The sequence below is a fragment of the Streptomyces sp. NPDC024698 genome, from assembly GCF_055559015.1.
In genome coordinates, this window is the sequence record NZ_JBVHLK010000020.1 from 77,069 (window position 1) to 92,640 (window position 15,572).

At 72.4% G+C, this 15,572-nt stretch carries 5 protein-coding genes; all 5 read left to right on the top strand.

The genetic code is table 11. The annotated features are described in order from the left end of the window. The first annotated feature begins 7 nt into the window (after nt 1-7). Nucleotides 8-7,792 carry an amino acid adenylation domain-containing protein gene (locus ACZ4AA_RS31120; RefSeq protein WP_467610111.1) on the top strand — a complete coding sequence of 2,595 codons (7,785 nt, stop codon included), beginning with the start codon at nt 8-10 and terminating at the stop codon, nt 7,790-7,792. Continuing rightward, nucleotides 7,789-12,774, top strand: coding sequence for a non-ribosomal peptide synthetase (locus tag ACZ4AA_RS31125; protein WP_467610113.1), 4,986 nt, complete (start codon nt 7,789-7,791; stop codon nt 12,772-12,774). The genes ACZ4AA_RS31120 and ACZ4AA_RS31125 overlap by 4 nt, the downstream gene beginning before the upstream one ends. Before the next feature lie 44 nt (nt 12,775-12,818). Further along, complete coding sequence (locus ACZ4AA_RS31130) at nt 12,819-13,541, top strand: thioesterase II family protein (RefSeq protein WP_467610117.1); 723 nt, start codon at nt 12,819-12,821, stop codon at nt 13,539-13,541. A gap of 229 nt (nt 13,542-13,770) precedes the next feature. Next, nucleotides 13,771-14,745 carry an ATP-binding cassette domain-containing protein gene (locus ACZ4AA_RS31135; protein WP_467610120.1) on the top strand — a complete coding sequence of 325 codons (975 nt, stop codon included), beginning with the start codon at nt 13,771-13,773 and terminating at the stop codon, nt 14,743-14,745. Continuing rightward, entirely contained in the window at nt 14,742-15,503 is a 762-nt protein-coding gene (locus tag ACZ4AA_RS31140; protein WP_467610123.1) for an ABC transporter permease, read from the top strand. Before ACZ4AA_RS31135 ends, ACZ4AA_RS31140 begins: the two co-directional genes overlap by 4 nt. Nucleotides 15,504-15,572 lie beyond the last annotated feature (69 nt).

Below are 15,572 nucleotides of genomic sequence, written 5' to 3' on the forward strand. Positions count from 1 at the left end.
TAGCACGATGATCCCGTTGTCCTTCGCCCAGCGTCGGCTGTGGTTCCTCCACCGTCTGGAGGGGCCGTCCGCGACGTACAACATCCCGTTCGTGCTGCGCCTGGACGGGCCGCTGGACACCGAGGCCCTGGCCGCGGCGGTGACCGACGTCGTCACCCGGCACGAGAGCCTGCGCACCCTGCTCGTCGAGAACCAGGACGGCACACCGGAGCAGCGCATCCTGACTCCCCAGGAGGCGGACCCCGCCTTCCGGGTCGTCGACGTGGCCGCCGACGCGGTGGACGAGGCGATGCGCCACTTCGTGGGCGAGGGCTTCGAGCTGGATACGGACCTGCCGCTGCGCACCCGCGTCTTCCGCCTGGCCGCACACGAGCACGTGCTGGTGTTCGTCCTGCACCACGTCGCCGCGGACGGCGCCTCGATGGCCCCGTTCCTGCGCGACCTGCTGGCCGCCTACGCCGCCCGCGGCCGCGGCCAGGCCCCCCACTGGCAGCCGCTGGCCGTGCAGTACAAGGACTACACCGTGTGGCAGCGGCAGATGCTCGGCGAGGACGACGACCCCGACAGCGTCGCCTTCGAACAACTCGACTACTGGCGCGGCGAGCTGGCCGGGGTCCCGCAGCCGGTACAGCTTCCCCTGGACCGGCCGCGGCCCACCTCGGCCTCCCACCGCGGCGGCCACGTCGACCTCGAACTCGAACCCGACGTGGTCGCCGGGATCGGCCGCCTGGCCGCCGAGCACGGAGCCACCGCGCCGATGGTCGCCCAGGCCGCCCTGGCCGTCCTGCTGCACCACCTCGGCGCCGGCAACGACCTCACCATCGGCAGCCCCATCGAAGGACGCCCCGACGAACAGCTCGAAGACCTCGTCGGGTTCTTCGCCAACACCTGGGTGCTGCGCGTCGACCTCTCCCACAACCCCACCTTCGGCGACCTGCTGGACCAGGTCCGCGAGAGGGCGCTGGGCGCCTACGACCACCAGGACGTCCCCTTCGAGCACCTGGTCGAACTCCTGGGCCCCGACCGCACCACCGCCTACCAGCCGCTGTTCCAGGTCATGCTCGCCTGGCAGTTCGCCTGGTCCCCGCTCGACGTGCCCGGCCTCAAGGTCACCCCCGTCCCGCTGGGCACCGACACCGCGAAGTTCGACCTGTTCTTCAACATCGTCCCCGACCCCTCGGGCCGCGCCCACGGACGGCTGGAGTACGCCACCGAACTGTTCGACCACACCACCGCCCAGAGCCTCGCCGAGCGCTACGTCCGCGTGCTGCGCCAGGTCACCGCCGCCCCCGCCACCCGCCTGAACCGCGTGGACCTGCTCACCACCGCCGAACAGGACCGGCTGGCCCGGCTCAACGACACGACAGGGCCCGTGCACGGCACGACGGTGCCCGAACTGGTCACCGCCCAGGCGGCACGGACCCCGGAGGCGACCGCGGTGGTCTCGGGGACCACGGAACTGTCCTACCGCGAACTGGAGGACCGCGCCGGCCGGCTGGCGGCCGTGCTGCGCGAGCACGGAGTCGGCCCCGACGTCCTGGTCGCCGTCGCCCTGCCCCGCTCCGCGGACCTGGCCGTCGCCCTGCTGGCCGTCCTCAAGGCCGGCGGCGCCTACCTGCCCATCGACCCCGCCTACCCGGCCGCGCGCATCGGCCTGCTGCTCACCGCCGCCGACCCGGCCCTGGTGCTGACCGACCGGGCGACGGCGCCCACCCTCGCCCGGCCCGCACCGCAGGTCCTCCACCTCGACGGCCTCGACCTCGACGGACCCGCCGACCGGACACCGCAGGCCGGCGTGGGCCCGGACCACCTGGCCTACGTGATGTTCACGTCCGGCTCGACCGGCACCCCCAAGGGCGTCGCCGTCACCCACGCCGCCGTCGTCAACGGCGTACAGGACCTGGCCCGGCGCACCCACGTCCGGGCCGGCTCGCGGATGCTGGCGGCGACCTCGGTCAACTTCGACGTCTCGGTGTTCGAGATCTTCACCGCGCTGACCCGCGGCGCGAGCGTCGAGATCGTCCGCGACGTCCTCGAACTCGCCGAACGCGACGCCTGGTCGGGCACCACGATCAGCGCCGTGCCCACCGTGTTCTCCGCCCTGCTCGACCAGGTCGCCGCCGACGGCGCCGGAGAAGGCCTGCGTCTCGACGTCGACACCGTGGTGTTCGCCGGTGAGGCGCTCTCCGGCGACCTGGTCCGCAGAGTGCGCCAGATGCTGCCCGGCACCCGTGTCGTCAACGCCTACGGCCAGACCGAGAGCTTCTACGCCTCCACGTTCACCGTCCCGGGGCAGGGGAGCGAGGGCGGCGCGGTACCGGTGGGCACCCCGCTGGCCAACATGCGCGCCCATGTCCTCGGTCCCTCGCTCGCCCCGGCCCCCCAGGGCGTGATCGGTGAGCTGTACGTCGCCGGCCACCTCGCCCGCGGCTACCACCGGGGCGCGACCGCCACCGCGGAGCGCTTCGTGGCCTGCCCCTTCGGACCGGCCGGCACCCGCATGTACCGCACCGGCGACCTCGCCCGGTGGGACGCGGACGGCCGCCTCAGATACGCCGGCCGCGCGGACGACCAGGTCAAGGTGAACGGCATCCGCGTCGAGCCGACCGAGATCGAGACCGTCCTGGCCCAGCACCCCGCCGTCACCCGGGCCGTCGTGACGGTGTGCGCGGACCACACCGGCACCCGGCGCCTCGTCGGCTACGTGGCACAGGCGGGCACCGGTGCCACGGGCGGCGACGTGGACATCAACGCCGGCGTGTCGGTGGCCGACCTGCGCCGCTTCGCGGCCAAGCGGCTGCCCGACTACATGGTGCCCGCCCAGCTGGTGGTCCTGGACCGCCTCCCGCTGACCGCCAACGGGAAACTCGACCGGGCCGCCCTGCCCGCACCGGAGTTCACCGGAGCCCGGTACCGGGCGCCGCGCACCGAGACCGAACGCGTGCTGGCCGAGGTGTACGCCGATGTCCTGGGCGCCGGGCAGGTGGGCGCCGACGACGACTTCTTCACCGGCGGCGGCGACAGCATCCGCTCCATCCAGGTCGTGGCCCGCGCCAAGACCCGCGACGTCCTCATCACCACCCGGGAGATCTTCGAGCACCGCACCGTCGCCCGGCTCGCCGAACTGGTCGAGAACCGCGCCGAACAGGAGCGCGTGACGCTGGCCGAACTGCCGGGCGGCGGGGTGGGCTGGGCCCCGCTGCCGCCGACCGCCGCCCACGTCCTCGCCCTGGGCGGCCCCGTCGGCCGGTTCTGCATGTCCGCGCTGCTGACCCTGCCCGAGGACATCGACCGCACGGGCCTGGCCGCGACCCTCCAGGCCGTCCTGGACCGGCACGACGTACTGCGCTCCCGCCTGGACCGGGCCGAGAAGGGCCTGCGCATGGGGGAGCCGGGCACCGTGGAGGCCGCCACGCTGATACGCGAGGTCCCCTACGACGCCGCGAACGTCCAGGCCGAGCTCGACGCCGCCGCCGACCGCCTGGACCCGGACACCGGCGTGATGGCCCAGTTCGTCCGCTTCACCTCACCCGCCCAGGCCGACCGGCTCCTGATCGTGCTGCACCACCTGGTCGTCGACGGCGTGTCGTGGCGGATCCTGCTGCCCGACCTGGCCGCCGCCTGGCAGCGGGTCAAGACCGGCCTCGAACCCCGGCCGGCCCCCACCGGCACCTCGCTGCGCCGCTGGACGCACGCGCTCGCCGAGGAGGCGGCCACCGCCGGGCGGATCGCCGAACTGCCCTTCTGGCAGCAGACGCAGGCCGGTGACGAACCGGTCCTGGGCACCCGCCCCCTGGATCCCGCACGCGATGTCACCTCCACCGTGGACACCGTCCGCGTCCAACTGCCCGCCGATGTCACCGCCACCCTCCTGGACACCGTGCCCGCCCTCTTCCGTGGCGGCCCCGACGACGGCCTCCTGGCCGCCCTGGCCCTGGCCCTGGCCCGCTGGCGCCGAACGCGGGGCGTGAGCGCGGCCCCCACGCTGGTGCGGCTGGAGGGCCACGGCCGCGAGGACCACCTCGTGCCCGGCGCCGACCTGTCCACCACGATCGGCTGGTTCACCGCCATGTACCCGGTCGGCCTCGACGTCACCGGCATCGACCTGGACGAGGCGTTCGCCGGCGGCCCCGCCGCAGGACGCGCCGTCAAGGCCGTCAAGGAACAGCTGCGGGCCGTCCCCGACCACGGCATGGGCTACGGCCTGCTGCGCCACCTCAACGCGAAGACCGCACCGGCGCTGGCCCGCCTGCGCCGCCCGCAGATCGGCTTCAACTACCTCGGCAAGGCCTCCGCCGCGGACATCCCCGAACACCTGCGGGGCCTGGGCTTCACCCCCGACACCACCCACCGCGACCTGATCGCCGCACCGGACGCGGACATGCCCGTCCTGTCCGCGCTGGAGATCAACGCGGTGGCCACCGACACCGGCGACGGCGACGAACTGAGCGCCTACTTCGGCTTCCCCACCGGCGTCCTGACCCGCGAGGACGTCACCGAACTCGCCGGACTGTGGACGCAGGCCCTGACCGCCCTGGCCCGCCACGCCACCACCCCCCAGGCCGGCGGCCTGACCCCCAGCGACGCCCCCCTGGTCACCGTCGGCCAGAGCGAGATCGACGCCTGGGAGACCCGCTTCGGCAAGCTGGCCAGGATCTGGCCGGCCACCCCCGCCCAGTCCGGGATCCTCTTCCAGGCCAAACTCGCCGGAGCGTCGTTCGACCCGTACCACATCCAGCTCGTCTTCCACCTGTCCGGCCAGGTCGACCCCGAGCGGATGCGCCGCGCGGGACAGGCACTCCTGGACCGCCACCCCGTCCTGCGCGCCGCGTTCGCCGACCGCGCGGACGGCGACCTCGTCCAGGTCATCCCGCAGTCGGTGCCCCTGCCCTGGCAGCACCTGGACCTGACCGCCCTCGACGAGGACGAACGCACCCGCAGGTTCGAGGAGTTCCTCACCCGCGACCAGAAGGACTACTTCGACGCCGGGCGGCCCCCGCTGATGCGCCTGGCCCTGGCCGTCCTGGACCCCGACCGTCCCGAACTCGTCCTGACCGCCCACCACGCCCTCTACGACGGCTGGTCCACCCCGCTGCTGATGCAGGACCTGCTGCTGCTGTACGCCTCCGACGGCGACCCGGCCGCGCTGCCCGCCCCCCGCGACTACGGCGACTTCCTGTCCTGGCTCACCCGCCAGGACCCGAAGGAGGCGGCACGGGCGTGGGCCGCCGAACTCGACGGGATCGACGAGCCCGCCCTGCTCGCCCCCGACTCCGCGGACACCGACGACGGGATCCGCGACCAGGTCGAGGTCGCGCTGGGGACCGAGGAGGCACACGAACTGGTGCGCCGCTCCTCCGAACTGGGCATCACCGTCAACACCCTGGTCCAGGGCGCCTGGGCGCTGCTGCTTGGCCAGCTCACCGGCCGCCAGGACGTGGTGTTCGGCGCGACCGTCTCCGGGCGCCCGCCCGCGGTCACCGACGTGGAGTCGATGGTCGGCATGTTCATCAACACCCTTCCCGTACGGGTGTCCCACACGCCCGGCGACACCGCCGGCGAGTTCCTTGACCGGCTCCAGCGCCGCCAGGCCGCCCTGGCCGAACACCACCACCACGGGCTCGCGGAGATCCAGCGGGCCGCCGGGGTACGGTCCCTGTTCGACACCCTGGTCGTCTTCGAGTCCTACCCGGTCGACCGGGAGGGCCTGGAGGACGCCAGCGACGCCGCCGACGGCATCACCTTCACCGGCCTGCGCCCCTTCGCCGGCAACCACTACGCGCTGTGCCTGACGGCGGCCGCCGACCCGCACCTCCAGCTCGTCATCCAGTACGCGCCGGGCGTCTTCGACCGCGACACGGTCCGGACCTACGCGGACCGCCTGGTGCTCCTCCTGCGCCGGCTGGCGGCCGACCCCGCGCGCAGGATCGCACGGATCGACGCGCTCAAGGAGGGCGAACGCGAACGGATGCTGGCCCCCTTCGACCGGGACGCCGCCCGGGCCCGCCGCGTCACCCTCACCGAACTGGTCGAGGCACAGGCGGCCCGCCTCCCGGACAGGACCGCCGTGGTCGCCGCCGGCCAGTCGCTGACCTACGCCGAACTCGACGCCCGCGCCGAAGCGCTCGCCGGCGAACTGGCCCGGCACGGAGTGGGCCCCGAGACCGTGGTCGGCGTGGTCCTGCCGCGCACCGTGAACATGGTCGTGGCCCTGCTGGGCGTCCTCAAGGCGGGCGGCGCCTACCTGCCCGTCGACCCCGCCTACGCCGCGGCCCGCCTCCCGCACGTCCTGCCCACCGCCCGGCCCCACCTGGTCCTGACCGACACCGCCACCCGCCCCCTCGTCCCCGCCACCGACATCCCCGTCCTCCTCCTGGACCACATCGACCTGACGGCCCCGCCCGCGGACACCCCGGACGCCGCGCCGCGCCCCGAGGCCGGACCCGACAGCCTCGCCTACGTCATCTACACCTCCGGCTCCACCGGCGTGCCCAAGGGCGTGGGCGTCACCCAGGCCACCGTCGTGAACGCCGTGGACACGATGGTCGCCCAGGCCGGCGCCGAGGACGGACGGCGCGTCCTGGTCGCCGCCTCCTTCGGCTTCGACGTCGCCACCTTCGAGACGTTCGCGGCCCTCACCCGCGGCGGCACCGCCGAGATCGTGCGCGACGTGCTGGAACTGGCCGAACGCGACCACTGGGACGTCGACGTCATCTGCTCGGTGCCCTCCGCCTTCGCCGAGCTCGTCGACCAGCTCGCCGACCGCATCGACCCCACCGCACTGAACATCTCCGGAGAGGTCCTCACCCCGGTCCTCGCCGAGCGGGTCCGCACCCGCTGGCCCAAGGCCCGCGTCATCAACAGCTACGGCCCCAGCGAGACGTTCTACGCCACCGGCTTCCTCCTCGATGCCGACGAGCCCTACCCCACGGGCGTGCCCATCGGCCGCCCCTTCCCGGGCGTGCGGGCCTACATCCTGGGCCCCGGCCTCGGCCTGCTGCCCGCGGGCACCCCGGGCGAGCTGTACCTGGCGGGCGCCGGACGCGGCTACCACCGTCAGGCGGCCCTGACCGCCGACCGGTTCGTCCCCGACCCCTACGGGCCCGCCGGCTCCCGCATGTACCGCACCGGCGACCTGGCCCGCTTCACCCCCCAGGGCCAGCTCCAGCACCTGGGCCGCATCGACACCCAGGTCAAGATCCGCGGCTACCGGGTGGAACCCGCCGAGGTCGAGGCCGCCCTGACCACCCACCCGGACATCGCCCAGGTCGCCGTCGTCACCCAGCAGCCCGGAGACACCACCCCCTACCTGGCCGCCTACCTCGTGCCCGCCGAGGGCGCGAGCCTGCCCGGCCCGGCCGAGATCCAGCAGCACCTGGCCGACCGGCTGCCCGAGTACATGGTGCCCGCCGCCTACGTGCCGCTGGAGCGGCTGCCGCTGTCACCCAACGGCAAGCTCGACCTCAAGGCCCTGCCCGCACCCGACCTCACCTCCACCACCCCCTACCGGGCGCCCGCCACCCCCCGCGAACAGGCACTGGCCCGCCTGTTCGCCGAGATCCTCGGCCTGGAGAAGGTCGGGGCCGACGACGGCTTCTTCGAACTCGGCGGCCACTCCCTGCTCGCCACCCGGCTGATCACCCGCGCCCGCGCCGAGATCGGGATGGAGATACCCATCCGCAAGATCTTCGACCTGCCGACGGTCGCGGCGCTCGCCGCCTGGTCGGAGGAATCGGCTGTACCCCTTCGCCCCGCTCTCCGCAGGATGATCCCAGAGGAGCAGACCCCGTGATTCCGCTTTCCTTCGCACAGCGCCGCATGTGGCTCACGCACCAGCTGGAGGGCGGGGCGGAGACCTACAACATCTCCCCGGCCTTCCGGCTGACAGGACCGCTGGACGGGGCCGCCCTCGTCGCCGCGATCCAGGACGTCGTCGCCCGGCACGAGACGCTGCGCACCACCTACGTGCTGGACGACAACGACGAACCCCACCAGCGGATCCTGCCCGCCGCCCAGGCCCCCGTGGAGGTGCCGGTCATCGAGGTGGCACCCGGCCGCCTCGACGAGACGGTCGACGCGTTCATCGCGCACCGCTTCGACCTCATGGCCGACATCCCCTTTCGGGTACGCCTCTTCCGCTGCTCGCCCGAGGAACACGTCCTGGTCCTGCTCATCCACCACATCGCCTCCGACGGCGTCTCCGGCGGCCCCCTCGCCCGCGACCTGACCACCGCCTACACCGCCCGCCTCACCGGCGAGGCACCCGCCTTCGAGCCGCTGGCCGTCACCTACAAGGACTACGCGCTGTGGCAGCGCGAACTCCTCGGCGACGTCACCGACCCCGGCTCGCTGGCCGCCGCCCAGGCCACCCACTGGCGCAAGGAACTGACCGGGGTACCGCAGCCGCTCAGCCTGCCGCTGGACCGCCCGCGGCCCGCCGCCCGCGACTCCAAGGGCGACTCCCTCCCGCTCCTGGTGAAGCCGCAGGTCGCGGCCCGCCTCCAGCGGCTCGCCGACGAGCGCGGCATGACCATGTCGATGGTCGTCCAGGCCGCGCTCGCCGTCCTGCTGGGCAAACTCAGCGGCGGCGAGGACGTCACCATCGGCAACCCGATCGCCGGACGCACCGACGAGGGCCTGGCCGACCTGGTCGGCCTGTTCGTCAACACCCAGGTCCTGCGCGTCGACCTCACCGGCAACCCCTCCTTCACCGACCTGCTCCCACAGGTCCGCGACAAGGCGCTGGCGGCCTACGAGCACCAGGACGTGCCCTTCGAGACCCTGGTCGAACTGATCAACCCCGAACGCTCCACTGCCTACCAGCCCCTGTTCCAGGTCATGTTCGCCTGGCAGAGCTTCGAGAAGGCCGACTTCGAACTGCCCGGCCTCAAGGTCGAGTTCGAGCAGTACCTCACCAACACCTCGCTGGCCGACCTGTTCTTCAGCCTCGCCTACGACACCACCGGCGCACTGCGCGGCGACCTCATGTACGCCACCCAGCTCTTCGACCGCGACACCGCCGAAGCCCTCGCAGACCGGTTCGTACGCGTCCTGGAACAGGTCGCCGCCACGCCCAAGGCCCCGATCGGCTCGATCGAGGTGCTGGGCGAGGACGAACGCGACCGCCTGGTGCGCCAGGTCAATGACACCGCCCGCCCGGTCGCCGCGACCACCCTCCCGGACGCCTTCGAGGCACAGGCGGCCCGGACCCCCGAGCGCATCGCGGTGATCGGCGAGCACGAGACGCTGACCTACGCCGAGTTCAACGCCCGCGCCAACCGGCTCGCCCACTGGCTCATCGAACAGGGCGCGGGCCCCGAGCGGCTGATCGCGGTGAAGATCCCCCGCTCGGTGGACCTGCTCACCGCCGTGTACGGCGTGGTCAAGGCCGGCGCCGCCTACGTACCGCTGGACACCGAACTGCCCGCCGAACGCGTACGCCACATCCTCGCGAGCGCCGACCCGCTGCTGCTCCTCGAAGACACCCTGCCGGACGTCTCCGCCTACCCGGACACCGATCCCCAGCGGACCCTGTCGCCCGACAACGCCGCCTACGTCATCTTCACCTCCGGCTCCACCGGCGGCCCCAAGGGCGTCCCGGTCGCCCACCGCTCCATCACCAACCGGATCGAATGGGGACTGGAACACTTCGGTGTCACGCCCGAGGACCGGATGCTGATGAGCACCTCGGCGAGCTTCGACGCCTCCGTCCCGGAGATGTTCTCCAACCTCCAGACCGGCGCCAGTGTTGTCGTCGCCAGCGCGGAGGGCCGGCGCGACGCCGGCTATCTCGCGGAGCTGATCCAGCGCGAGCAGGTGACCGCGGCGTTCTTCGTGCCCTCCCTGCTCTCCGCGTTCGTCACCGAACCCGCCGCCGCGGACTGCTCCAGCCTGCGCTGGATCGAGGTCGCCGCCGAAGCCTTCCCCGCGGCCCTGGCCAACCGCTTCACCGAACTGCTGCCCGGCTGCTCCGCCAACAACCTCTACGGCCCCACCGAGGCGACCGTCGAGGTCACCGGCTGGCAGCACGTCCCCGGCGCCGACCGCGTCCCCATCGGCACCCCCATCTGGAACAACCAGGTCTACATCCTGGACGCGGCCCTGCGCCCCGTCGCCCCCGGCGTCGCCGGCGAACTCCACCTGGCCGGGACCTGCCTGGCCCGCGGCTACCTCGGCCAGAGCGGTCTGACCTCCGAGCGGTTCGTGGCCTGCCCCTTCGGACCGGCCGGCGCCCGCATGTACCGCACCGGGGACCTGGTGAAGTGGAACAAGGACGGCCAGGTCGAATACCTGGGCCGCACCGACTCCCAGGTCAAGGTCCGCGGTTTTCGCATCGAGCTCGGCGAGATCGACCACGTCCTGTCCGGACACCCCCTGGTCGCGCAGGCCGCCGTCGTGGTCCGCGAGGACCACAAGGGCGACCAGCGCCTGGTCGCCTACGTCGAACCCGACCCCGACGCCGCCGTCGCCGACACCGGCGCCCGGATCGAGGAATGGCGCCGGATCCACGACGACGCCCACGCGGACGCCGCCGACGAGACCTGGGGCGAGGACTTCCAGCCCTGGCAGAACCTCTACGGCGGCGAACCGGTCCCGCACGAGCAACTGCGCCGGTGGCAGGACGCCGCGGCCGCCCACGTCCTGCGCCACGCACCACACCGGGTCCTGGAGATCGGCGTCGGCTCCGGCCTGCTCCTGTCCCGGATCGCCGGCCAGGTCGACACCTACTGGGGCACCGACCTGTCCGCCACGGCGATCGACCGCCTGCGCACCCAGGCCGGCCAGGCAGGCCACGGCGACCGGGTCCGCCTCACCGTCCAGGCCGCCGACGACCTCACCGGCCTGCCCCCAGGCGGCTTCGACACCGTCGTCCTCGACTCCACCGTCCAGTACTTCCCCAGCGCCGACTACCTCGACCAGGTACTCACCCAGGCCCTGGACCTCCTCGAACCCGGCGGCCGGATCATCGTCGGCGACGTCCGCAACGCCGCCACCCAGCGGATCCTGACGACGGCCGAACAACGCGCCCAGCAGCCCTACGCCTCCCACGAGGAGATCCGGGCGGCCGTGGAACAGGCACTGCTCGCCGAACGGGAACTGCTCATCGCCCCCGAGTGGTTCGCCCAATGGGCGGCACGCCACCACGCCGGCGCCGACATCCGCCTCAAGGCCGGCCAGGAACACAACGCGCTGACCCGCCACCGCTACGAGGTCGTCCTGCACAAGGAACCGGCGGACGCCCTCGATCTGAGCACCGTGCCCGCGCTGCCCTGGGGCGGCGAGATCTCCGCCCTGGAGGAGCTCACCGGACACCTGGAGCGCGCGGGCGGCCCGCTGCGGATCACCGGGATACCCAACGCCCGCCTGGTGGAGGAGGCCGCCGCGGCCGGCTTCGCCGGCGTCGTCGCCGAGGACACGCCCACCGGCAGGCCCCTGGACCCCCAGGACGTCACCGCCTGGGCACACCACCAGGGCCTGGACGCCGTCCTGACCTGGTCCGGCCAGAGCGCCCACGCCTTCGACGCGGTGCTGCTGCCCCCACGGCAGACCGTCACCGCCTCGTTCGTCCCCAGCGGGATCGCCGGACGCGTCCGCGCCAACGCACCCGCCCTGGCCACCGCCATCGGCCCGCTGCTGGCCGAACTCCCCGCCTACCTGGGCGCACGGCTGCCGGACTACATGGTCCCGGCCGCGATGGTGCCGCTGTCCCGGCTACCGCTGAACCCGGCCGGCAAGATCGACCGGGCCGCGCTGCCCGCCGAGCACACCACCACCGTCAGCAAGGGCGAGCCCCGCAACTCCCACGAGGAGCAGCTGTGCTCCTTCTTCGCCGAACTCCTCAAGCTGGAGCGGGTCGGCATCGACGACGACTTCTTCGCCCTGGGCGGCCACTCCCTGCTCGCCACCCGGCTCAGCGCCCGCATCCGCAAGCACTTCGGCGTCGACATGCCGCTGCGCACGATCATCCAGTACCCCACCGTGGCCGAACTCGCCGCGCTGCTGCTCATCGGCGGCATCCCCGGCAACCACGACGACTCCTTCGACGTCGTGCTGCCGCTCAACCGCGACCCCGGAACCGGCAAGGAACCGGTCTGGTTCTTCCACGGCGGCGGCGGCCTGGGCTGGGCGTTCTTCACCTTCGCACCCCACGTGCCCGACCGGCCGTCCTACTCCTTGCAGTCCCGCGGCTCCAACGGCCATGAGCCGATGGCGAGTTCGGTGGAGGAGATGGTCGAGGACTACCTGGACCAGATCCTCGCCGTCCAGCCCGAAGGCCCCTACTACCTTGTCGGCTGGTCCTTCGGCGGCCCCATCGCGCACGCCGTCGCCGAGGCGATGGACCGGCGCGGCCTGGAGGTCGGCCTCATCGCCGTCCTGGACTCCCAGCCCGCCAACTCCGCCACGAACAACGGCTTCCGCGAGGTCGCCGGCCGCACCAAGGAGCTCTACCGGGCCGATGTCGAGGAAGTCTTCGGCAAGTTCATGAACACCGGCAACATGGACGCCTTCCTCGACACCATGTCGCAGGTGGGCGCCAACAACCTCCAGAAGATGGGCGTCTTCGAGTCACCGGTCTACCGCGGCGACGTGCTGTATTTCAACGCCCGGCTGGACAAGGTCGACGGACTCACCTCCTACGGCCCCGACTGGCGGCCGCACGTCCTTGGCACCATCGAGGAGTACGACATCGACGCCACCCACCACGACCTGCACATGCCCAGGCCCGCGGGCCAGATCATGCGGGTCATCGCCCGGAAGCTGGCCGAGCGGTGAGCCGCCCGGACGAACAGGGACACGAACGGAAGGAGTCGGCCGGCATGACGTCAGCGGAGCCGGGGGAGCGGACCACACTGCTGTGCGTACCGTTCGCCGGAGCGGGCCCCTCCTTCTTCCACCCCTGGCAGGACCTGGCCGCCGGCCGGTGGCGGGTGACCTCGGTCGAACTGCCCGGCAGGGAACGGCGGATCCTCGACGAGCCCTACCGCAACGTCGTCGAGGCGGCCAAGAACGAGATCGACCACATCGCCGCCGGCCTCGGCGGAGCAGGCCCCGTCGTGCTGTTCGGGCACAGCCTCGGCGCGGTCCTCGCCTACGAACTGACACACCTGCTCGGCGCCCGGGGCGTGTACGTCCAGCGCCTCGTCGTCAGCGGCTCACCGGGCCCCTGGACCCAGCGCGAACGCCGCGCAGCAGGCCTTGAGGGCGACGAATTCCTCGCCCGCGTCGAGGAGTTCGCCGGGTTCCGGCACGAAGCCCTGGACCACCCCGAGATGCGGGAACTGATCCTGCCCACCCTCCAGGCCGACTGCGAGATGCACGAGGCCTACGTCCCCAGCACCGACGTCCCCGTGTCCGTGCCGATCACCTCGCTGCGCGGCGAGGCCGACGGCCTGGTCACCGCCGCCGAGGCCCGCCAGTGGCGGGACGCGACCACGGCCGCGTTCCGCTGCACCGAGTTCCCGGGCGATCACATGTACCTGGTCGACCGGGGCCGCGAGATCCTCGACGTGATCGAGGCCGACTGCGCCCGGGACCGCTGACACGCTGACGGCCCCGGGCCGCGGTGTACGACAAGGGCGTCCGCTTCGGCGGACGCCCTTCTCGCGATCCCCCGTCCGCCCCCACCACCCCCGCTCCCGCCCCGCTCCCGCCCCGCGCCCGTCCCGGATTCCGCTTCCGGGTACGGGAATCCGCGGCGTCGAGGAGGACTCGAGGACCGTGTCAGGGGTGTGACAGGACCTTGTCAGCGCCCGGCCCGACAGTGGGGGCATGAAGAGTTCCGCTATCGCAGTGACAGGGCTGCGCAAGGCATATGGCGACAAGGCCGTGCTCGACGGCATCGACTTCGAAGTCGCCGCCGGATCGGTCTTCTCCCTGCTCGGTCCCAACGGAGCGGGCAAGACGACCACCGTCAACGTCCTCACGACGCTGCTCACCGCCGACGCGGGCACGGTGCGCGTCGCCGGGCACGACGTGGCGACCGCGACCAAGGAGGTACGCGCCGCCATCGGTGTGACCGGCCAGTTCGCAGCGGTGGACGATCTGCTGTCGGGCCGCGAGAACCTGCAACTGATGGCGGACCTCAAGCGCGTGCGATCCGCCGACAAGGTGGTCGCCCGGCTGCTGGAGCGGTTCGACCTGGGGGAGTCGGCGGACAAGCTCGCCTCGACCTACTCCGGCGGTATGCGCCGCAAGCTGGACCTGGCGATGACCCTCGTCGGCAGCCCGCAGATCATCTTCCTCGACGAGCCGACCACGGGTCTGGACCCGCGCAGCCGGCGCACCCTGTGGGGGATCGTCCGCGAGCTGGTGGCCGAGGGCACCACCATCTTCCTCACCACCCAGTACCTGGAGGAGGCCGACCAGCTCGCCGACCGCATCGCCGTCCTCAACCAGGGCCGCCTGGTCGCCCAGGGCACGGCCGACGAACTCAAGCGCCAGATCCCCGGCACCCACGTACGGCTCCGGTTCGCCGACACCCTCCAGCTCGACGGCGCCGCGCGGATCTTCGCCGGCGCCACGCGCGACGAGGAGGAGCTGACCCTGCGGGTGCCCAGCGACGGCCGGTCCAGGTCGCTGCGGGCCCTGCTGGACCGCCTCGACGAACACACCCTCGACGCACAGGAATTCTCCGTGCACACCCCCGACCTCGACGACGTCTTCCTCGCCCTGACCGAGCACACCGGCAAGGACACCGAGGCGGCCGAGGACACGAGCAAGAAGAAGGAGGCGATCGCGCGATGAGCACGGTCGCGACGGCGTTCGCCGACTCGAGCATCATGTTGCGCCGCAACGTGAAGCACACCCTGCGCAACCCCACCACGATGTTCAACGCGGTCCTGTTCCCGATCGTCATCATGCTGATGTTCGTCAAGGTGTTCGGCGGCGCCTTCAGCGTCGGCCAGCACTACATCGACTACGCGACGCCGGGCCTGCTCGTGATGGCCGTCAGCTACGGCCTGGGGGCCACCGCGACGGCCGTGAACGACGACATGACCAAGGGCATCATCAACCGGTTCAAGACCATGGACGTCTCCCGCGGCGCCATGCTCACCGGACACGTCGTCGTCACCACCGTGCGCTGCCTGGTGGCCTCCGCCGCCATCGTCGGCGTGGCCTTCGCGATGGGCTTCGACCCCAAGGCGAGCGCCCTGGACTGGCTCGGCGTCCTCGGCCTGTTCGTGCTCCTGTCGGTCGGCACCAGCTGGCTCACCGTCGCCATGGGCCTGGCCGCCAAGACCACCGAGTCGGCCGGCCTGGCCACCGTGCCCCTGATCATGCTGCCGTTCCTCAGCAGCGCGTTCGTCCCCGCGGACACGATGGGCGCCGGCGTCAAGCAGTTCGCCCAGTACCAGCCCTTCACCCCGATCATCGAGACACTGCGCGGCCTGCTGGCCGGCCACGTCTCCAGCGGCGACGCGACCGCGGCCATCGCCTGGTGCGTCGGCTTCGCCGTCCTCGGCTACGTCTGGGCACTGTCCACGTTCAAGAAGCGAGCCTGATCACCGGCAAGCCCCCACCCGAGCCGCCCCGGCGACACACGCCACCGGGGCGGCTTCACGCTGCCGCAC

Excerpts from the sequence above, each read along its gene's own strand:
- ACZ4AA_RS31120 (WP_467610111.1), top strand. The coding sequence starts at position 8 with ATGATCCCGTTGTCCTTCGCCCAGCGTCGGCTGTGGTTCCTCCACCGT.
- ACZ4AA_RS31135 (WP_467610120.1), top strand. The coding sequence starts at position 13,771 with ATGAAGAGTTCCGCTATCGCAGTGACAGGGCTGCGCAAGGCATATGGC.
- ACZ4AA_RS31140 (WP_467610123.1), top strand. The coding sequence starts at position 14,742 with ATGAGCACGGTCGCGACGGCGTTCGCCGACTCGAGCATCATGTTGCGC.
- ACZ4AA_RS31130 (WP_467610117.1), top strand. The coding sequence starts at position 12,819 with ATGACGTCAGCGGAGCCGGGGGAGCGGACCACACTGCTGTGCGTACCG.